Below are 18,895 nucleotides of genomic sequence, written 5' to 3' on the forward strand. Positions count from 1 at the left end.
GCAGGCCACAAGCCGAAAAGCGGGACACCGGAAGCGGGACGAGGGGACATGCATTTCGCGCTGGGCGCGACCGTTGCACGCAAGCTCGCCGCCGCGCGGCGCAAGCCCGCCTTCGTGCTGCTGTGGCTGGCTCCGGCGTGGCTGCTGATCGGCCTGTCCGCCGGGCTCATCGCACTGGTACCCTTCCGCCGCATCGCGCCCTGGCTCGGCGTCAACCGCGGCGCGGTGGCGATCAAACCCGCCGTCGATGCGCAGCAGCAGCAGCGGGCGCTGCGGATCGCGCAGACGATCCGCCTCGCCGCGCGCCATGCGCCATTCCGAGCCGACTGTTTTCCCCAGGCGCTCGCCGCGCGCCTGCTATGCGCGCTGTGGCGCGTGCCGTGCGCGGTGCATCTGGGCGTCGCGATCGGGGACGGCCCGGCGAAGATGCGCGCGCATGCCTGGGTGAGCGCGGGCGAGGTTATCGTGAGCGGCGGGGCGGGAAGCTTCGCCGCGCACACGCCGGTCGCCTGCTTCGTGCCCGACGCGCTCAGGGACGCGTGACCGCGCGGACCCGGCCGTCGGCCACGCGGAGTTCCATGTCGCACCAGCGCAGGCTGTGCTCGCGATGGGTGATCATCAGGATCGTCGGCCGCGGGTCGAGCGCGGCGAGGCGGCCGAGCAATTCGGCCTCCCCCTCCGCATCGATCGCACCGAGCGCTTCGTCGAGCACCAGCAGCCGCGGCCGGGCGAGCAGCGCGCGCGCGATCCCGAGGCGCTGACGCTCGCCGCCCGACAGCAGCCCGCCGCGCTCGCCGATGACGGTCTCGAGTCCCTCGCCGAGCCGGGTAACGATCGCCGCCGCCCCCGCGATGTCGAGCGCCGCGGCGATCGCTCCGTCGTCGGCCTCGGGGCTGCTCCAAGTCAGGTTGCGGCGGACGGTGTCGTGGAACAGGAACCCGTCCTGCGGCACATAGGCGATCGCATCCGCCCAGCCTGCCCGCCCGGCGGCGTCGAGGATCATGCCGCCGACCGCGATGCTGCCCGCCTGCGGGACGAGCAGCCCGACGATCAGGTCGACCAGCGTGGTCTTGCCTGCGCCCGAAGGCCCGGCGACGCCGACGAAGCTGCCGGGCGGGATCGACAGCGTGACGCCCTCGACCCCGCGGCCGCCGGCGTGGCGGTAGGTAACCTGCGCGAGCGCGATCGGGCCGGCTGGCGGCGGCGCGGGTGCGGGGGTGTCCGCCGCCTCGCCCAGCTCGATGTCGAAGCCGCGCACCGTTTCGAAGCTCGGCAGATGGAAGGCCAGCACCTGCGCAGCCTGAAACAGCTGGCCCGCCGGCGCGCTCATGCGCGCGAAGATGACGAGCAAGGTGATGAGCAGGACCGGCGCGACGCCGAACCAGCCGAAGCCGAGCAGCACGACCAGGCTCGCCAGCACCGCCGAGCCGATGCCGAAGCCGAGACGCGAGCGCGCCTGGCGCCGCGCGAAGGCGATCGACGCCTGGCGGACGCGCGCCTGGACGCGGTGATGTTCGTCGAGGAAGCGGGCCCGCGCGCCCTGCGCCGCTGCGGTCTTGAGGCCTGCGAGGAAGCGGCCGGTGCCCGCCATCATCGCCTGCCCCGCCTGCACCATCTCGCCGCCGAGCGCGCGAAGGCCATGATTGGTCGCGAGGAACAGCGCCGCAGCGGCGAGCAGGCCCAGCGCGACGGCGGCGGTGAGCAGCGGCGCCAGCAGGAAGGCGATGCAGCCCTGGACGAACAGCATCACCGCCGCGACCGCCATCTGCAGCAGGGTCTGCAGCGCCGCGCCGACCCGGCCGATCTCCTGCGAAAGCAGGCTGGCGACGCGCATATGGCTGATCGGCGCGACGCTCGGCCACGGCGCGTGGGTGAGCCGGATGATGATGCGGTTGCGTTCGGCCTCGACGAAACCCGCCTGGAGCCGGGCGAGCGCCATGTCGCGGCCATAGCTGACCGCGGCGCGGAAAAGCATGATGGCGAGGAACAGCCCGACGAGCAGCGCGAGCTGCACAACAGGGCTCGTCGCGCCGAGCTCGTTCAGGATCGCCGCCGCCCTGCCGCGGTCGGCGCCGACGACGAGCCCGAGAATCGGCACCAGCATCAGGATGCCGACGCCGTCGAGCGCCGCGGCGGCGGCGACCAGGCCCGCTGCCGCGAGCCCGCCGCGCCCGCCATGCGCAGCGAACGCCCCTGCCATCGCGCGCACTCCCCGCCCGAGCGCCATGGCGTTCGCCAGCAGCATCGCGGCTAGGCCGAAGAACGCGCCGGGCGCAGCATCGTCACCATCGGCGACCAGCCGGCCGGGTCGGGCGCGGGTCTGAAGCCGAGCCGCGCGTAGATGCGGGCGGCGGGGTTGTCGAAGCGAACCTCGAGCCGCGCGGGTTGGTCGAGCAGATCAGCGACGTCGAGCCATGCGCGCAGCAGGCCCAAGCCCACCCCGGTCCCTCGCACCTCGGGCAGCACGGCGATGTCGACGCCATAGCTCTCATGCGCGTCCCAGGTGACCATGATGCGTCCGAGCGGCCGGCCGTCGCACAGCGCGATACGCCGCATCGCCCGTGGGTGCGCGGCATTGTGTGCCGCGTGCTGAAACTCGGCCTGCTGCACCAGCATCGGCTCGGGCAAGGTCCCGGCGAGCGGCGAGCAGGCGATGGCGAGGTCGATCAGGAACGCCGCGTCCGCCGCCTGCTCCGCGCGGCATGCCAGCGCGGGCGCCCGCGCCGCGAAGGCTTCATCGAATCGGGCGGAAGGGTCGATCATCGGCATGAGCAATCAGGATCGGCAAGCATTGCGGGCTTCCCATCGCATCCAGTTGATCGGCGCGCAAATCCATCTAGGTTCGCCGCCATGACCGAGGAACTCTTGCCGCGCCCGATGGTGCTCGAGGAATTCACGCCGCTGGTCGGCAAGGCGATCCGCGTCGATTGCGCGCCGAAGAGCGTGGACATCACCTTGATGGAAGCGACGGCGCTGGCCGATCGCGGCGCGGCGCCGCGTCCGCCGTTCATCCTGATCTTCCATTCGGATCCGAAGGTGCGGCTGGTCAGCGGTACCTATGCCCTGCGCAGCGGCAGCTTCGGCCCTGCGCTTGTCTATCTCGAGGATGTCGTGCCGCCGATGAACGCATTGCCCGGCCATTATTACCAGGCCGTCTTCAACTGATCGGTCGGGCCGGCAAAGCCGCCGGCCCGATCCGGCATCAGTTGCGCGAGGGGAAGATCCCTTCGAGCGCGATGCACTGGTTGAGCACCAGATAGGGCTGTAGCGTCGAGAACGGGATGTTGCTGCCGTTGAGGCCGGTGCTGCCCGCCACGTTGACCCCGCCGAGCGGAATCAGCGGCTGGCCCTGGGCCGCGCTGGCCGGCACGTAGATCTCAGGGATCGAATCCGGATTGGGCGCGGTATCGACGCCGCGGCCCAGGAACGCGCCGGCCTGCGGCGCCTGTTCCGACGCCTTGACGTTGACTGCGTTCACCGAAACCTGGCCCGGCGCGATGGTATGGTTGTGCGCCGGCATGTTGGACGTGACCAGCGTGGTGTTCTCGGTGCCGCTCATCTCGCCGAGCGTCCGCGGGCTCAGCCCCGGTCCCTGGCCCTGCCCCATCGCCACGCGGCCGCGCAGGTCGGGCAGCGCGAAGGTGGTCTGGCCGTTGCCGCCATAGGTGGTGCCGAGCAGCGCGAACAGCGCGGTGTTCTGCGCGATCGACAGGATCTGCCCCTGGCAGAAGGCCCAGCCGCGCGGCGGGAAGTTGAAGCCCACGGTTATGAGCTGGCCGAGAAATGGTTCCGACATAGATACCCCCAATATCTGCGGTGTCCCGACGAGTCGGCTCACCCCCTGACGCCCTGCACCCACTCGCTTCCAGCGCGCATGGCGCGCGAAGCGGTCAGGCTGCGGAGTGTAGCGAGGACCGGTTCCGAGTCAACGACATCGGTCAATCCTTCGGCGGATCATTGGGCGTGCCGAGCCTGGTCCCGCAAATCCTCGAGCCGCGCATAGGGCTTGCGCAAGAAGGCCTCGACCGCGGCCGCGATCGCGGGAGTCACGGCGGCGCGCTTGGCGGCCGCGTCGGCTACGAAGGGTTCGCCTGGCGCCTTGGCGTCGCGCGCCTGCGCGCCGGCCATCGCGGCGCTTTCCTCCGCGTCGGGCAAGAAGCCGAAATGCCGGGGAACATCCGCCTGCATCGCCTGCGCGAGGCCGGCATAGTTGACCAGCATGCCACCGCCCAGCGCGAGCGACTCGCCGGCGGCGGTCAGGAACCGCGCCAGCACCTGTGAGCCATGCGCCTCGAGCGAGAAGGCCCGATTCGGCTCGACTGCGACGCGCGGCGAGGCGAGGTGCAGCCCCGGCATGCGCATCTGCGACACCATCACCTCTGCCGGATCGCGATAGAGGAAGATCCACGGCACGTCGGGAAACGCGGCGCGGAACAGCGGCAGCGCCAGCACGTGCCAGCTGTCGAGCTTGACGAAATAGCGCCGCGCCGCGCCGCTGCGGTCGCGGCCGAGCGCCGCGACGATCGCGCGCAACGCCGCGAGCCGGTCCTCGAGCGGGGCGCTCGACTCGCTCGCCCATTGCACGATCGCATCGATCGGCGCCGCCTCGGACACGACGATATGGTGCGGAACCGCCGCCAGCATCTGCGCGGCGAGGGTCGAGCCGCAGCGCGACATGTGGAAGACGAACCCTTGCGGCGCGAGCGCCTCCTCCCCGGCCGCACCGGCGATCAGCACGTCGAGGCTGGTGCGCGGCCGGAACGCGCGGCTGAACGGCCGAACACCCATCCGGCGCACTGAATCCCCATAGAAGGGATCGGTCAGCCGCCCGGCCCCGAACCACGCCCACTCGAACGCGAGCGCCGCGCCGTCGGGCAGGGAGCGGGCAGGGAGCCAGCCCAGGTCAGGCCAGCGGTCGAGCGCCGTCGCGCGCCGCCCGACCAGCGCCAGCGCCGGCAGGACGATCCCGATTTCCGCGGCCGCGGCGGCGGTTTCGGCCTCGAACGCATCGGGCATCTCGATCGCGCCGAGTCGCTCCTGCAGCGGGCCGCTCGCCAGGACCGCGCGCTGGAACATCTCGACGGCATCCACCCCCATCCCCTTGTACTCCATCGGAAATGACGCCGGAGCGCCACGCGATCAGACATTGTGTACCGCCGCGCATCACGCTACCTTGCGTCTTCACGTTTGAGCAAGGTGGGGGCCATGTCGAACAATTCGCACGACGCAGCAAATCCGGACGCGGGCCAGGTCAGCCGCCGCGCCTTCCTCGCCCGCGCGGGCGTCGCATCCGCGGTCGGAGCCGCCACCGCGGGAATGGCGACCAATGCCGCCGCCGCCATCCTGCCGGGCGTGAAGGTCAAGACCTTCAAGGGCAAGTACGCCGTGGACAGCCATCGCATCGTCGACGGCTTCATGGCGTCGCCGCGCAGCAAGACCAAGCTCGATGTGGTCGTCGTGGTGTCCGAAAGCGGCGCCCTGACCGCTGAGGCGGAAGCGACCGCGCGCCGCTACGCCGCGCAAGGCTGGCTAGCGATCGCGCCCAACCTGCCGAGCACCTATCGCGGTGCCGCACTGGCCGGAAAGCCGGCGATGGTCGAGGCGCTGATGCGCGACGTGCCGCGTCTCGAGCGGCTGGCGCGCGGCAGCGGCAAGGTCGCGATCGTCACCGCCTGAACGCTGTCCCGTCCCGGGCCTGCCGCAGCAAGTCGCTGGTTGGCAAGGCGTTTCGGCTGGCGCAAGATGCGTGAATGAACAGCGGTAGCGACTCGTGAACCATATTCTTTTCCAGCGTGCCTTGGCGGCGTTCGCCGCCGCCTCGACATTGGTCCTATCCTCGGCCGCGATGGCGCAGGAACTTGCCGACCCGCAGGGCTCGGGCGTGATCGTCAACGCGGTGCGCTGGCTGCAGGGTACCCTGCTCGGCACGGTGGCGACGGTGGTGGCGGTGATCGCGGTCGCGGCGGTCGGGCTGCTGATGCTCACCGGCCGCATCAATTGGCGTTATGGCGCCACCGTCATCCTCGGCTGCTTCATCCTGTTCGGTGCGGCGAGCATCGTCGCCGGGATCCAGTCCGCCGCCGGCGCGGGCTGACCCACCGTGAACGGGCTCGACCGCGACACGGTCTTCGTTGCGCTGACCCGGCCGCAGATGTTCGCGGGCGTGACCTACACCTACTTCATCGCCAACGCGATCATCGCCACCGAGCTGTTCCTGATCTTCCGTTCGGCCTGGGTGCTGCTCGCCGCGCTCGTGATCCATGGCGTCGGCATGCTGCTGTGCCTGCGCGAGCCGCGCTTCTTCGACCTCTGGATCACGCGCGTCAGCCGCTGCCCGCGCGTACGCAACCACGGTATCTGGCGTTGCAACTCCTACCGGCCCTGACTCGCGATCCCCGCGTCGTGGCGCGCGAGGAACCGGCGGGGAAGCACCTCCCCTATGCGCGGCATGTCGACGATCACACGATCGAGACACGCGACGGCCTCCTGATGCAGACGATCCAGATCGGCGGCCTGTTGTTCGAGACCGCCGACAGCGACGAGCTGAACTACCGCAAGCGGCTGCGCGACGCGACGCTGCAGGCGATCGGCTCGTCGCGCTTCGCCATCTATCACCATGTTGTGCGCCAGCGCGTCGACGCGGCACTGTCCGCCGACTTCCCCGACGATTTCTCGCGCCGGCTCGACGCAGCCTGGCACGGCCGGCTCGCGGGCAAGCAGCTCTACGTCAACGACCTGTTCCTGACGATCGTGCGGCGGCCGCTGCAGGGCCGCATCGGCTGGCTCGACCGGCTGCGCGGCGGGATGACCGGCGCGGCGGCGGACGCGGCAAGGGGCCAGGAGCTGCGCGCGCTCAACGAGGCGCGGGAGGCGTTGACCGCCGCGCTGGCGGTCTATGCGCCGCGGCTGCTCGGCGCCTATGAGACCGCGCAGGGCCCGGCGTCCGAGCCGCTCGAATTCCTGTCGTCGCTCTACAATGGCGAGCTGCGGCCGGTGCTGCTGCCGATGCAGGATATCGGGGCCTACCTCCCCTATCGCCGGGTGAGCTTCGGGCAGAATGCGGTCGAGCTGGCGCCGGCCGCGGACAGCGGGCGCAGCTTCCAGGGGTTCGTCTCGATCAAGGATTATCCCGGCCAGACCGCGCCGGGGATGCTCGACGAGCTGCTGCGGCTGCCGTTCGAGCTGACCGTGTCGCAGAGCTTCGGCTTTGTCGACCGGCAGGTCGCGCTGTCGCGCATGAACCTCGCGCTCCGCCGGATGCGCTCGGCCGAGGACGAGGCGCTGAGCCTGCGCGCCGAGCTCACCAACGCCAAGGACGAGGTCGCCGCTGGCCGCGCCGGGTTCGGCGAGCACCACATGACGATCGCGGTGCGCGGCGACACCCTCGCAGCGATCGACCAGGCGGTGGCCGAGGTGCAGGCCGCGCTCGCCGATCTCGGCATCATCGCGGTGCGCGAGGACATCGCGCTCGAGCCCGCCTTCTGGGCGCAGTTCCCCGGCAATTTCCGTTACATCGCGCGACGCGGCCTGATCTCCACCGGCAATTTCGCGGGACTCGCCAGCGGGCATAATTTCCCGGTCGGCCAGGCGGCGGGCAATCACTGGGGCGAGGCGGTGACCTTGCTCGAGACCACCGCGGCCGGCCCCTATTATTTCAACTTCCACCATGGCGATCTCGGCAACTTCACCGTGATCGGCCCGTCGGGCTCAGGCAAGACGGTGGTGCTCAACTTCCTGCTCGCCCAGTCGCGCAAATTCCATCCGCGAATCATCTTCTTCGACAAGGATCGCGGCGCCGAATTGTTCGTGCGCGCGATCGGCGGGCAGTATGACGTACTGCGCCCCGGCACACCCGCGGGGCTCAACCCGCTGCTGCTCGACGACACGCCCGAGCACCGCCAGTTCCTGATCGAGTGGCTCGGCGTACTCGCGGGCGGCGCCGACATCGACGAGACCGCGCGGATCAAGGACGCGGTCGACGCGAATTTCGAGGCGCCGCGTGAATATCGCCGGCTGCGCCACCTGGTCGAGCTGCTGCGCGGCGGCGACCGGCCGCACGGCGCCGACCTGTGGGCGCGGCTGCGGCCGTGGTGGGGCGAGGGCGAGCGCGCCTGGCTGTTCGACAATGCGGCCGACACCACCGATCTGACGCGCGACGCGGTCGGCTTCGACATGACCCAGATCCTCGACGACCCGGCGGTGCGCACCCCGGCGATGATGTACCTGTTCCAGCGCGTCGAGGAGCGGCTTGACGGGTCGGCGGCGATCATCGTGGTCGACGAGGGGTGGAAGGCGCTCGACGACGACGTGTTCGTGCGCCGCATCAAGGATTGGGAAAAGACCATCCGCAAGCGCAACGGCATCGTCGGCTTCGCCACGCAAAGCGCGCAGGACGCGCTCGAAAGCCGCATCGCCAGCGCGATCATCGAGCAGGCCGCGACGCAGATCTTCATGGCCAATCCCAAGGCGCGCGCGGCCGACTATATCGATGGCTTCGGCCTCACCGAGCACGAGTATGAGCTCGTCCGCTCGCTGCCCGACAATGCGCATTGCTTCCTGATCAAGCATGGCGCCGAGAGCGTCGTCGCGCGGCTCAACCTGACCGGCGAAACCGAGCTGCTGACGATCCTGTCGGGCCGCGAGCGCACCGTGCGGCTGCTCGACGAGATCCGGGCGCAGCATGGCGATGATCCCGCGGACTGGATCCCGCGCCTGCTGGAGGTGGCGTGAACAGCTGCCCTGCCATCGGCTATGGCGAGGCGTTCGCCGCGACCGCGCTCAACGCCGTCGACTGTCAGGCGCGCGCGATCGCCTCGCTCGGCTACCAGGCGCTGGCCGCGCCAGGATCGAGCGGCTCTCTGATACTGACCGGCCTGCTCACCTTGTTCGTCGCGCTGTGGGGCTATCGCCTGATGCTCGGCGAGACGCCAGGCGTGCGCGAGGGCGTGGTCGCGCTCGCCAAGATCGGCATCGTGCTCGCGCTCGCGACGAGCTGGGGCACCTATCGCACGCTCGCGCACGATGTCGTGCTGACCGGCCCGACCGAGCTGGTCGCCGAGGTCGGCGGCGCGGCGGGGCTGCCCGGCAGCCGCGGCGACCTCGCGCTGCGCCTGCAATATGTCGATCGCGGGCTCGCGCAGCTTGGCGAGATGGGCGTGGGCAAGCGCGAAGGCGACCAGCAGGTGATGCGTTACCGCAACATCAGCGGCCGACGCGAAATGGTGGTCGAGAACCAGCAGGATCCGGTCGGCGTGATCGAGCCGATCTCGCTCGGCCTCGCGCGCGTGCTGTTCCTGGTCAGCGCCGTGGGGGGGCTGGTGGTGCTGCGGCTGGTCGCGGCGATCCTGCTCGCATTGGGGCCACTGTTCGTGGCGTTCCTGTTGTTCGATACCACGCGCGGCTGGTTCGCGGGATGGCTGCGCGGCCTCTCGGCGACGATGATCGGGATGTTCGGCGTCGGCATCCTGCTCGGGGTCGAGCTCGCCCTGCTCGAGCCGTGGGTGGCGGGGCTGCTCGCGCGACGCGGCGGCGAGGCGACGATCGCGGGGGCGCCGGTCGAGCTGATGGCGGCGACCGCGATCTTCGCGCTGGCGATGCTCGGCGCGATCGCCGCGGCGGCGCGCGTCGCCGGCGGCTTCCGCTTCCCCGAGGCATGGCGCACCTTCCCCGAGCGCGTGAGCAGCGAGTTCGAGCGCTTCGTCCGCGACCGCGCGCTGGCGCCGACCGCTACCGGCGAGCCCGCGATCGAGCGCTCACGCGCCGCGGCCGTCGCCGACGCCGTGGTCGCGACTCAGCGCCGCGAGGTGGCGGTCGGCACGGCGATCGCGGGCGGCACGCGCACCGTGCTCGCCGCCGACCGAACGGTGGCGGCGCAGGGCACGACGCGCGATCTGCCCGCGCGCACCGTGCCGCCGCTCGGACAAAGCCATGGCCGCCGCACGCGCAATCGCGTATCGGCGAGTGCAGGGCGGCGAGACACGAGATGAAACAGACAGCGCGCGAGGCGCTCGACGCCTATTACCGGGAAGCGGGCAGCTGGGCGCAGGACCGCGAGGCGTCGCTCGCCCGGTCGCGGCGCACCGCGTGGATCGTCGCGGGCGTGGCAAGCGTGGTCGCCCTGGCACTCGCGCTGGCCCTGCTGGCGCTGACCCCGCTCAAGACGGTCGAACCCTATACGCTGCTGGTCGACCGCCAGACCGGCTTCGTGCAGGAGCTGAAACCCCTCGACGCCAACAGGATCGCGCCCGACACCGCGCTCACCCAATCCTTCCTGGTGCAATATGTGATCGCCCGCGAGAGCTTCGACATCAACGCGCTGCAGACCAACTACCGCAAGGTCGTGCTGTGGTCCGAGGGACCGGCGCGGTCGCGCTACATCGCGTCGGTGCAGGCCTCCAACCCCGACAGCCCGCTTGCCAGCCTGCCGCGCAGCAGCATGCTCGAGACGCGGGTCAAGAGCGTGTCGCCGATCGGGCCGGACACGGCGATGGTCCGCTTCAACACCCAGCGCCGCGACGCGAGCGGGCAGGTTTCGCCGGCGCAGGCGTGGGTCGCGGTGATCCGCTACCGCTATTCGGGCGAGCCGATGAAGGTCGAGGACCGGTTCGTGAACCCGCTCGGCTTCCAGGTCGCGAGCTATGCCCGCAACGCCGAGGCCCTGCCGCCGCCCGAGCCAGCGGCGACTGTGGCGACGACTGCCGCAGCGCCTTCGCCGCTCGCGCCGGTGGCGACGCCGACGCCGACGCCGTCCGCCGCGCCGAGCCGGCAGGTCGCACGGTGAAGGCGCTGCTCCTCCTGTGCGCGCTCGCCGCCCTGCCTGCCACGGCGCAGGTGCGGCCGCAGCCGGGCCCCGGCGACCCGCGCGTGCAGACGGTGGAATATGTCCCCGACCAGGTGATCCAGCTTCAGGCGGCGCCCGGCTATCAGGTTACGGTCGCGCTCAACCCCGACGAGCGGGTCGAGAGCATCGCGCTCGGCGACGGCAATGCGTGGCAGGTCACCGCCAACAAGCGCGGCGACTATCTGTTCGTGAAGCCGGTGAGCGCGGGCGTCACCACCAACATGGTCGTGCTGACCGATGTGCGCATGTACGCGTTCGAGCTGGTCCCGGCCTATGGCCCGATGGAGAATCTGCCTTTCGCGGTGCGCTTCGTCTATCCCGCCGCCGCCAGCGCGACGGCAACCACCGCGGCCGATCCGGCGGGCGCTGCGCCGGTCGCGGGACGCTATAAGCTCGGCGGCGACAAATTGCTGCGGCCGAGCGCGATGGCCGATAACGGCATGCGCACCGAGATCGAATGGCCGGCGAGCGCGTCGCTGCCAGCGATCTATGCGATCGGCGACGACGGACGCGAGACTCTCGTCACCGGCAATGTCCGCGACGGCCGCATCGTCGTCGACAGCATCGCCAGGAAGTTCCTGTTCCGCCGCGACCGGCGCGCCGCCACCGCCACGCGCTTCGTCCCGAAGGAAGATCGCTGATGGCCGGCGAGCGGCCCTCCGGCGACCCGCGGCTCGGACTGCCCCAGCCCTTGCCCGAGGACGTGCGTCCGGTCGTCGCCGGCCGGCCCTTCGCCCTGTCCGGCCTCACGATCGCGATCGGCCTCGCGCTGTTCGGGGTGCTGCTCTTCCTCGTGCTCGATTCCCGGCGGCGTGCGTTGGAAACGCCCGCGGTGCGGCTCACCGCGGCCGAGCGTGCCCGCGCCGTAGCAAGCGAACCGCCACCGCTCTACGTCCCGCCGGGCGCGCCGGCAGCGGATGCGGTGCCCGCCATCGCCGCAGCGCCCCAGACGGTGCCGTTCGTACTGCCCGAGCCACCGACGCGGCAGCCCCGGATGGACTATGTGCCACAGCAAATCCCGCCGCCGCCGATGATCCAGCAGCAGCCGATGCCGCTACCCCCGCCGCCGGTGATGGAGCGCGCGTCCTCGCCGTCGGCACTGGTGCTCGACCGTTCGGGTACGCAGGAGGGCGACGGCCCGGCGGAAGGCGGCGGCGCCCCGGCCGCGCAGCCGCCCGGCGCCCGCGCCACCGCCACCGTGCTGCCCAACCGCGCCACCACCGTGCCGCAGGGCACGCTGATCCCGGCGGTGCTCGAGACCGGGTTCGATTCGACCAAGCCCGGCTTCGCCCGTGCGGTCGTGTCACGCGACGTGCGCAGCTTCGACGGCAGCCGCATCCTGATCCCGCGCGGCAGCCGGGTGACCGGCGAATATGCCGGCGGCGCCGAGGCAGGGCAGAAGCGCGCGGTGATCAACTGGACGCGCCTCGTCCGGCCCGACGGGGTCGCGATCGCGATCGGCTCGCCCGCGACCAACTCGGTCGGCCGCAACGGCGTGCGTGCCAACGTCAACTCGCACTTCCTCGAACGGCTGTTCCCGGCGATCCTCCAGTCGGCACTCGACATCGGCGTCAACCTTGCCTCGCGCCCGCGCGACGGATCGGTCGTGATCGGCCTGCCGGGTTCGGGCAGCTCCAGCCTGACCAGCGGCCAGAGCCCGCCCGCGCCGACGCTGAGCGTGCGCCCCGGCACCAGCATCGCGATCTTCGTCACGCGCGACCTCGACTTCACGGGCGTCGGAAATCCCCGATGACCGCCGAGCCGCTCGCGGCGGGCGTCTATCTGCGCAGCTTCCTGGAGCCGCTGGCCACGTTCCTCGATCGCGCCGACGTGACCGACATCTATGTCAACCGGCCCGGCGAGCTGTGGGTCGAGACACTGGGCGGCGCGAGCGAGCGGCACGACGCGCCCGCGCTCGAAGAGCGCATGCTCGAACGCCTCGCGCGCCAGATCGCCGCGCTGACGCACCAGGGGATCAGTCGTGAGCACCCCTTGCTCTCCGCGACCCTGCCTGACGGTGCCCGCGTCCAGGTGATCGCCCCGCCCGCGACTCGCGGCGGGCTCGCGCTGGCGATCCGCAAGCATGTCTCGGCCGATCTCGGGCTCGACGACTATGTCGCGGCGGGCGCGTTCGCCGATACGCGGCGCACCCTCGGCACCCATGCCGACGAGCAGGAGGCCGAACTCGGCGCACTGCTCGCGGCCGGCGACCTTGCCGGCATGCTGCGCAGCGCGGTGCGCGCGCGGCGCAACATCCTCGTCTCGGGCGGTACCTCGACCGGCAAGACCACCTTCCTCAACGCATTGCTGCGCGAGATCTCACCCGAGGAGCGGCTGATCCTAATCGAGGACACGCCCGAATTGCACCTGCGCCACGCCAATGCGATCGGGCTGCTCGCCGCACGCAGCGACCTGGGCGAAGCGCGAGTCAGCGCCGACGACCTGCTCGGCGCCTCGCTGCGCATGCGGCCGGACCGCATCATCCTGGGCGAGCTGCGCGGCGAGGAAGCCTATGCCTTCCTCCGCGCGATCAACACCGGCCATCCCGGATCGATGAGTTCGGTCCACGCCAACAGCGCCGAGGCGGCGGTCGAGCAGATCGCCTTGCTCGTGCTCCAGCGCGGCACGCGGCTCAACCGCGCGGACGTGTCGCACTATGTCCGTTCGACGATCGACGTGTTCGTCCAGCTCGAGCGCAGCGGCGGCAAGCGGCGCGTGGCGGAAGTGTCGCTGCCCCGCGCGGAAGGACGCTAGGCGGCGTCGCGCAGCATCGCAGCGAACCAGTCGTCGACGATGCAGTCGATCACCAGATGCACGCGATCGCTGGTCCCGCGATTGGTCACCGCATGTTCGTCGGCGAGGCGCAGATACCAGGCCTCGCCCGGCGCCATCGTCAGCGACGTGCCGTTGAGCAGAAACTCGACATCGGCATTGGTGGTGATCGGGATATGTACCCGGGCCGCGCCCCATTCGGCGGCGAGGTCGTGGTCGCGATGCGGCTTGATCACCGAACCGGGTGTGAGGCGCATGAGGCGCACCGCATGAAGCGGACAGCGGAACTGTGCCAGCACCTCACGGAAACAGGGCGTGTGCGCGAGCAGTGGGCCGTCGACGAATTCGGTTGCGGTCGGATCGGAATAGATCATCATCACCGGATGCGTCGCGCCCGCGGCATGGCGCAGCGGCAGCACCGACCACGACCCTTCGTAATTCTGGCGGACGAGATGATCGATCCAGTCGCGATCGACTGTGGCGAGATCGGCACGCAGGCGATCGGCGTCGAACGCGAGCGGCAGCCGCACGCGGTCCGGCGCGGGTACGCCGGGCGGCTGTGCGAGCGGCTCTGCATGCATCCTCGATCCCCCTTTGCGGCTCGTCATGAGTTAAATCGATCGCCTTCTTCGGACAAGATGGACAGGCCAGCGACGAAATGATACCGCTACCATAAATGGTGGGGCGAAGCGGCTGCTCGCACCCGGTGACCCACGGGGAGGATTAAGGTGGGCAAGGGCAGAGGCGTAGGAAAGCTGTCCGGATTCATGCTGGCTGCGGGAGCGCTGCTCGCCGCGGCGAGCGCACCGGCCGAGGAACTGCCCCGTCTCGAAAGCCGGGACGGCCGTCATGCGCTGATCGTCGACGGCGCACCCTTCCTGGTACTCGGCGCGCAGGTCAACAACAGCAGCGCCTGGCCGGCGATGCTGCCCAAGGTGTGGCCGATGGCGAACCGGCTCTACGCCAACACCGTGCAGGTGCCGATCGCCTGGGAGCAGATCGAACCCGAAGAGGCGAAGTTCGACTTCACCTTCCTCGACCAGCTGCTCAAGGAAGCGCGCGCCAACGACAAGCGCCTGATCCTCTTGTGGTTCGCGACCTGGAAGAACACCGCGCCCGCTTATGCCCCGGCCTGGGTGAAGCTCGACAACAAGCGCTTTCCGCGCATGCTCAACGCCAAGGGCGAAACCCACTACGCGCTGTCGCCCTTCGCCAAATCGACGCTGGAAGCGGACACCCGCGCTTTCGTGCGGCTGATGCAGCATCTCAAGACCGCCGACCCGCAGAACACCGTGATCACTGTGCAGGTTCAGAACGAGCCCGGCACCTATGGCAGCGCGCGCGACCATTCGCCCGAGGCCAACCGCCTGTTCGCCGGGCCGGTGCCCGAATCGGTGCGCGAGCGCTTCGGCAAGGGGCCGGGCAGCTGGACCGCGCTATTCGGGCGCGATGCCGAGCTCTATTTCCACAGTTGGGCGGTGGCCTCCTACATCGACAAGGTCGCAGCGGCGGGGAAGAAGGTGAAACCGCTGCCGATGTACGCCAACGCGGCGCTGCCCAATGATCCGGTGGCGTGGCAAGACCCGAATACATTCGCCTCGGGCGGCCCCTCGCCCGCGGTGATCGACATCTACGAGGCGGCAGCGCCGAACCTCGACTGGGTGTCGCCCGACATCTACAATCCCGATCACAAGGCGTATCTGGGCTTCCTCGACAGGTACGCGCGCAAGGACAATCCGCTGTTCGTCGCGGAGACCGGCAATGCGCGCCACTATGCCCGCTATTTCTTCGCGGCGATCGGGCGCGGCGCGATCGGCTTCTCGCCGTTCGGGATGGACGAGACAGGCTATGCCAATTTCCCGCTCGGCGCGCCGAAGCTGGACGAGCAGACCGTCGCAGTCTTCGCGCGCAACTACGAGCTGTTCGCGCCGATGCAGCGCATCTGGGCGAAGGCCGCCGCGGCGGGCAAGGTGTGGGGCGCGGCCGAGCCGACCGATCCTGCCGCCAAGTTCACGCAGCTGCTGAACCTCGGCAGCTATACCGCCACCGTCACCTTTGGCCGGCCGCAATTCGGCTTCGAACCGCCCAAGGGCAACGAATGGCCCTCGGGCGGACTCGCGGTCGCGGAGCTCGGGCCCGACGAATATCTCGTCACTGGCTTCAACGCGCGGATCGAATTCGCGCGTCAGGCGGGTGACAAGCGGCCGTTGCTCTTCGACCGGGTCGAGGAAGGCTATTACGACAAGGACCAATGGGTCTTCCTACGCCGCTGGAACGGCGACCAGATCGATTACGGTCTGAATTTCACGGGCGCAAAGCAGGTGCTGCGCGTCAAGCTCGCCACTTACCGCTAAACACAAGATCACCGGAGAGAGACATGAAGATCGCCGCCCTGCTGAGCGCCAGCATGATAGCGTTGTCGGTGCCCGCGATGGCCCAATCGGCGGAGGGCTGGCGCAAGACCGGCACCGGTATCGTCGTGACCCCGGCGGGCGGGAGCGAGAAGCGGGTCGAGCTTCAGGTCTATGGCGACGGGCTGATCCGCGTGACCGAGAGCGACACCCCCGCGCCCAAGGTGCCGGAGAGCCTGCAGGTGATCGCGGCGCCGGTGAAACAGGGCTTCACCGTCAGCGAGGGCAACGGCACGGTGACGCTGGCGACGCCGAGCCTGTCGGCGACCGTACGGCTGGCGGACGGCAATGTCTCGTTCCGCGACGCCGGCGGCAATGCGATCTTGAACGAAACGGCAAGCGCCAGCTTCCGGCCCGCGCATGCGGAAGGGCAGAGCTACGTCGCGGTGACCCAACAGTTCAACCGCGGCACCGACGAGGGGTTCTACGGCCTCGGCCAGCACCAGAACGGCCAGTTCAACTATAACGGCGAGGACGTCGAGCTCGCCCAGTACAACTTCGTCGCGGCGGTGCCGTTCGTCGTCTCGACGCGCAACTATGGCCTGCTGTGGGACAATAACGGGATCAGCCGCTTCGGGAATCCCAAGCCCTATGCGCTCGCCGGCGCCCCCGGCGACAGCCTCCGCGTCGAGGGCAAGGACGGCCGCCCGGGCTGGGACGCGCGCTATTATCTGGGCGAGCGGCTCGCGGTCGCGCAGAGCGAGCAGGCGATCAACTACCAGCACATCCGCGACCTCAAGAACTGGCCGGCCGACGCCAAGGCCAAGACGGTCGCCGCGACGGGCGGGCAGAATACCGCGGGCAATGCCGTCGAGACGCAGCGCGTCGAATGGTCGGCCAATGTCACCGCGGACAAGAGCGGGCTGCACCGCTTTCGCCTCTACGGCTCGAGCTATTTCAAGCTCTATGTCGACGGCAAGCTGGTGATGGATCGCTGGCGGCAGAACTGGCACCCCTGGTACCATAATTTCGACGTGCCGATGACCGCGGGCAAGTCCGTCGACATCCGCATCGAGTGGGAGCCGAACGCCGGCTATCTATCGCTCCACCACAGCGACCCGCTGCCCGAGGCCGACCGCCATTCGCTCACCCTGACCTCCGATCTCGCCCATGCGATCGATTACTATGTTGTCGCGGGCAAGGACCTCGACGGCGTGGTCTCGGGCTATCGCAAGCTCACCGGCAAGGCGTCGATGCTGCCCAAATGGGCCTATGGCTTCTGGCAGAGCCGTCAGCGCTACGACACGCAGAAGGAGATCCTCGATGTCGTGAAGACCTATCGCGACCTCAAGATCCCGCTCGACAATATCGTGCTCGACTGGCGCTACTGGCGCGACGATGACTGGGGCAGTCACCGGCTCGAGCCCAAGCGCTTCCCCGATCCCAAGGGAATGATCGACGCGCTGCATCAGCAGCACGCCAATTTCATGATCTCGGTCTGGCCCAAATTCTATCCGACCACTGACACCTACAAGGAGCTGGCGGCGGCGGGCGGGGTCTATACCCGCAACATAACGATGGGGAACAAGGACTGGGTGGGGCCCGGCTACCTCAACACCGATTACGATCCCTACAATTCGCGCGCGCGCGACATCTATTGGCGCCAGGTCAAGGAGCGGCTAGCGGTGCTCGGCGTCGATGGCTGGTGGCTCGACGCCAACGAGCCCGACATGCACTCCAACCTCTCGCCTGAGGAACGCGCCTGGATCATGGGCCCGACCGCGCGCGGCCCGGGCGGCGAATTCTACAACAGCTTCTCGCTGCCGCATTCGGAGAATGTCTATAAGGGCCAGCGCGCGATGCGGCCCGACGTGCGGCCCTATATCCTCTCGCGCTCCGCGTTCGGCGGCCTCCAGCGCGCGGGCGCAACGGTGTGGTCGGGCGATGTCGCGAGCCGGTGGGACGATCTGCGCGAGCAGATTCCAGCGGGCATCAACATCTCGATGACCGGCATCCCCAATTGGTCGCACGATATCGGCGGCTTCGCGCTCGAGGATCGCTACACCAAGCAAGATCCGGCGCATGTCGACGAGTGGCGCGAGCTTTACCTGCGCTGGTTCCAGTTCGGCGCCTTCTCGCCGGTGTTCCGCAGCCATGGCGAGTTCCCGTATCGCGAGACCTACAATATCGCGCCCGAAGGGTCGCCGGTGCGCGACGCGCTAATCCGCTACACCGAGCTGCGCTACCGGCTGATGCCGTATATCTACACGCTCGCCGCCGACACCTGGCAGAAGGACGGCAGCATCATGCGCGGGCTGGTGATGGACTTTCCACAGGACGCGAAGGTGCGCGGTATCGGCGACCAGTATCTGTTCGGCCCCGCGCTGCTCGTGACGCCGGTGACGCAGTTCAAGGCGCGCAGCCGCGACCTCTACCTCCCCGCCGGGACCGACTGGTTCGATCTCGACACCGGCAAGCGCGAGCGCGGCGGGCGGACCGTGAAGGTCGACGCGCCGGCGGAGCGCATCCCAGTCTATGTCCGCGCCGGCAGCATCATCCCCACCGGACCGGTGATGCAATATGTCGACGAGAAGCCCGACGCGCCGCTGACGATCCTGATCTATCCGGGCGCGGACGGCAGCTTCTCGCTCTACGAGGATGACGGCCGCAGCCACCGGTTCGAGAAGGGCGGGTTCAGCCGCATCCCCTTCAGCTATGACGACGCCACCGGCACGCTCACCATCGGCGAGCGCCAGGGCAGCTACAAGGGGATGGTCGCGAACCGCCAGGTCATCGTGCGCTGGATGAAGGACGGCAGCGGCATCGACGGCACCGACAGGCTGTCGGCGCCGATCGCCTATTCGGGCCGGGCGGTGACCGTAAAGCGGCCCTGACCTCTATCCGCCGCCGGTCGGCGCCGGCGGCGGAGACC

18 protein-coding genes are annotated in these 18,895 nt (G+C 69.5%); 13 read left to right on the top strand and 5 right to left on the bottom strand.

What is annotated here, in order from left to right; translation table 11 throughout:
• Positions 1-48: 48 nt before the first annotated feature.
• Positions 49-543: a lasso peptide biosynthesis B2 protein gene (locus tag ACO227_RS04305; RefSeq protein WP_423605573.1), complete on the top strand. Its 495-nt coding sequence runs from the start codon at positions 49-51 to the stop codon at positions 541-543.
• Here the strand turns inward: ACO227_RS04305 and ACO227_RS04310 are convergent.
• Complete coding sequence (locus ACO227_RS04310; RefSeq protein ID WP_423605575.1) at positions 530-2,245, bottom strand: ATP-binding cassette domain-containing protein; 1,716 nt, start codon at positions 2,243-2,245, stop codon at positions 530-532. The genes ACO227_RS04305 and ACO227_RS04310 overlap by 14 nt on opposite strands.
• A 5-nt stretch (positions 2,246-2,250) precedes the next feature.
• On the bottom strand, positions 2,251-2,763 hold the full coding sequence (locus ACO227_RS04315; RefSeq protein WP_423605577.1) for a GNAT family N-acetyltransferase: 513 nt from the start codon (positions 2,761-2,763) through the stop codon (positions 2,251-2,253).
• Between the two features lie 87 nt (positions 2,764-2,850).
• Between ACO227_RS04315 and ACO227_RS04320 the strand changes: the two genes are divergently transcribed.
• Complete coding sequence (locus tag ACO227_RS04320) at positions 2,851-3,165, top strand: DUF6916 family protein (protein WP_423605578.1); 315 nt, start codon at positions 2,851-2,853, stop codon at positions 3,163-3,165.
• Between the two features lie 37 nt (positions 3,166-3,202).
• On the opposite strand, the gene ACO227_RS04325 is transcribed toward ACO227_RS04320, so the two are convergent.
• Both ACO227_RS04325 and ACO227_RS04330 read right to left on the bottom strand, forming a co-directional pair.
• Entirely contained in the window at positions 3,203-3,796 is a 594-nt protein-coding gene (locus ACO227_RS04325; RefSeq protein WP_423605580.1) for a phage tail protein, read from the bottom strand.
• Positions 3,797-3,954: 158 nt separating this feature from the next.
• Positions 3,955-5,097 carry a sulfotransferase gene (locus tag ACO227_RS04330; RefSeq protein WP_423605582.1) on the bottom strand — a complete coding sequence of 381 codons (1,143 nt, stop codon included), beginning with the start codon at positions 5,095-5,097 and terminating at the stop codon, positions 3,955-3,957.
• A gap of 108 nt (positions 5,098-5,205) precedes the next feature.
• Here ACO227_RS04330 and ACO227_RS04335 point away from each other — a divergent pair, with 108 nt between their 5' ends.
• From ACO227_RS04335 to virB11, 9 genes are all read left to right on the top strand, one after another.
• Entirely contained in the window at positions 5,206-5,676 is a 471-nt protein-coding gene (locus ACO227_RS04335) for a dienelactone hydrolase family protein (RefSeq protein ID WP_423605583.1), read from the top strand.
• Positions 5,677-5,845: 169 nt separating this feature from the next.
• Complete coding sequence (locus tag ACO227_RS04340) at positions 5,846-6,094, top strand: TrbC/VirB2 family protein (protein WP_423607252.1); 249 nt, start codon at positions 5,846-5,848, stop codon at positions 6,092-6,094.
• A gap of 6 nt (positions 6,095-6,100) precedes the next feature.
• Positions 6,101-6,385: a type IV secretion system protein VirB3 gene (locus tag ACO227_RS04345; RefSeq protein WP_423605585.1), complete on the top strand. Its 285-nt coding sequence runs from the start codon at positions 6,101-6,103 to the stop codon at positions 6,383-6,385.
• Positions 6,364-8,730 (top strand): VirB4 family type IV secretion/conjugal transfer ATPase, encoded by a 2,367-nt coding sequence (locus ACO227_RS04350; RefSeq protein WP_423605587.1) that lies wholly within the window; start codon positions 6,364-6,366, stop codon positions 8,728-8,730. Before ACO227_RS04345 ends, ACO227_RS04350 begins: the two co-directional genes overlap by 22 nt.
• A complete protein-coding gene (locus tag ACO227_RS04355) occupies positions 8,727-9,986 on the top strand; it encodes a type IV secretion system protein (RefSeq protein ID WP_423605589.1) in 1,260 nt (419 codons plus the stop codon). Before ACO227_RS04350 ends, ACO227_RS04355 begins: the two co-directional genes overlap by 4 nt.
• Positions 9,983-10,780: a virB8 family protein gene (locus tag ACO227_RS04360; RefSeq protein WP_423605591.1), complete on the top strand. Its 798-nt coding sequence runs from the start codon at positions 9,983-9,985 to the stop codon at positions 10,778-10,780. Before ACO227_RS04355 ends, ACO227_RS04360 begins: the two co-directional genes overlap by 4 nt.
• The gene (locus tag ACO227_RS04365) at positions 10,777-11,481 is read left to right on the top strand and encodes a TrbG/VirB9 family P-type conjugative transfer protein (RefSeq protein WP_423605592.1); all 705 of its coding nucleotides are present in this window, start codon (positions 10,777-10,779) and stop codon (positions 11,479-11,481) included. Before ACO227_RS04360 ends, ACO227_RS04365 begins: the two co-directional genes overlap by 4 nt.
• The gene (locus tag ACO227_RS04370) at positions 11,481-12,593 is read left to right on the top strand and encodes a TrbI/VirB10 family protein (RefSeq protein ID WP_423605593.1); all 1,113 of its coding nucleotides are present in this window, start codon (positions 11,481-11,483) and stop codon (positions 12,591-12,593) included. Before ACO227_RS04365 ends, ACO227_RS04370 begins: the two co-directional genes overlap by 1 nt.
• A complete protein-coding gene (gene virB11 / locus ACO227_RS04375) occupies positions 12,590-13,594 on the top strand; it encodes a P-type DNA transfer ATPase VirB11 (RefSeq protein WP_423605595.1) in 1,005 nt (334 codons plus the stop codon). Before ACO227_RS04370 ends, virB11 begins: the two co-directional genes overlap by 4 nt.
• Here virB11 and ACO227_RS04380 read toward each other — a convergent pair.
• Positions 13,591-14,193 carry an aspartyl/asparaginyl beta-hydroxylase domain-containing protein gene (locus tag ACO227_RS04380; RefSeq protein ID WP_423605597.1) on the bottom strand — a complete coding sequence of 201 codons (603 nt, stop codon included), beginning with the start codon at positions 14,191-14,193 and terminating at the stop codon, positions 13,591-13,593. The genes virB11 and ACO227_RS04380 overlap by 4 nt on opposite strands.
• A gap of 186 nt (positions 14,194-14,379) precedes the next feature.
• Between ACO227_RS04380 and ACO227_RS04385 the strand changes: the two genes are divergently transcribed.
• Both ACO227_RS04385 and ACO227_RS04390 read left to right on the top strand, forming a co-directional pair.
• Positions 14,380-15,966, top strand: coding sequence for a DUF5597 domain-containing protein (locus ACO227_RS04385; RefSeq protein ID WP_423605598.1), 1,587 nt, complete (start codon positions 14,380-14,382; stop codon positions 15,964-15,966).
• Positions 15,967-15,989: 23 nt separating this feature from the next.
• On the top strand, positions 15,990-18,857 hold the full coding sequence (locus ACO227_RS04390; protein ID WP_423605600.1) for a TIM-barrel domain-containing protein: 2,868 nt from the start codon (positions 15,990-15,992) through the stop codon (positions 18,855-18,857).
• Positions 18,858-18,895: the final 38 nt, after the last annotated feature.

It is taken from the genome of Sphingomonas sp. MS122 (assembly GCF_049532975.1).
In the GTDB taxonomy this organism is placed as follows: Bacteria; Pseudomonadota; Alphaproteobacteria; order Sphingomonadales; family Sphingomonadaceae; genus Sphingomonas.

Bases quoted from the DNA above. Each gene is read 5' to 3' on its own strand.
- ACO227_RS04340 (WP_423607252.1), top strand. From the start codon at position 5,846: ATGGCGCAGGAACTTGCCGACCCGCAGGGCTCGGGCGTGATCGTCAAC.
- ACO227_RS04330 (WP_423605582.1), bottom strand. From the start codon at position 5,097: ATGGGGGTGGATGCCGTCGAGATGTTCCAGCGCGCGGTCCTGGCGAGC.
- ACO227_RS04310 (WP_423605575.1), bottom strand. From the start codon at position 2,245: ATGCTGCTGGCGAACGCCATGGCGCTCGGGCGGGGAGTGCGCGCGATG.
- ACO227_RS04320 (WP_423605578.1), top strand. From the start codon at position 2,851: ATGACCGAGGAACTCTTGCCGCGCCCGATGGTGCTCGAGGAATTCACG.
- ACO227_RS04370 (WP_423605593.1), top strand. From the start codon at position 11,481: ATGGCCGGCGAGCGGCCCTCCGGCGACCCGCGGCTCGGACTGCCCCAG.
- ACO227_RS04385 (WP_423605598.1), top strand. From the start codon at position 14,380: ATGCTGGCTGCGGGAGCGCTGCTCGCCGCGGCGAGCGCACCGGCCGAG.
- ACO227_RS04390 (WP_423605600.1), top strand. From the start codon at position 15,990: ATGAAGATCGCCGCCCTGCTGAGCGCCAGCATGATAGCGTTGTCGGTG.
- ACO227_RS04380 (WP_423605597.1), bottom strand. From the start codon at position 14,193: ATGCATGCAGAGCCGCTCGCACAGCCGCCCGGCGTACCCGCGCCGGAC.
- ACO227_RS04315 (WP_423605577.1), bottom strand. From the start codon at position 2,763: ATGATCGACCCTTCCGCCCGATTCGATGAAGCCTTCGCGGCGCGGGCG.
- virB11 (WP_423605595.1), top strand. From the start codon at position 12,590: ATGACCGCCGAGCCGCTCGCGGCGGGCGTCTATCTGCGCAGCTTCCTG.
- ACO227_RS04360 (WP_423605591.1), top strand. From the start codon at position 9,983: ATGAAACAGACAGCGCGCGAGGCGCTCGACGCCTATTACCGGGAAGCG.
- ACO227_RS04325 (WP_423605580.1), bottom strand. From the start codon at position 3,796: ATGTCGGAACCATTTCTCGGCCAGCTCATAACCGTGGGCTTCAACTTC.
- ACO227_RS04335 (WP_423605583.1), top strand. From the start codon at position 5,206: ATGTCGAACAATTCGCACGACGCAGCAAATCCGGACGCGGGCCAGGTC.
- ACO227_RS04305 (WP_423605573.1), top strand. From the start codon at position 49: ATGCATTTCGCGCTGGGCGCGACCGTTGCACGCAAGCTCGCCGCCGCG.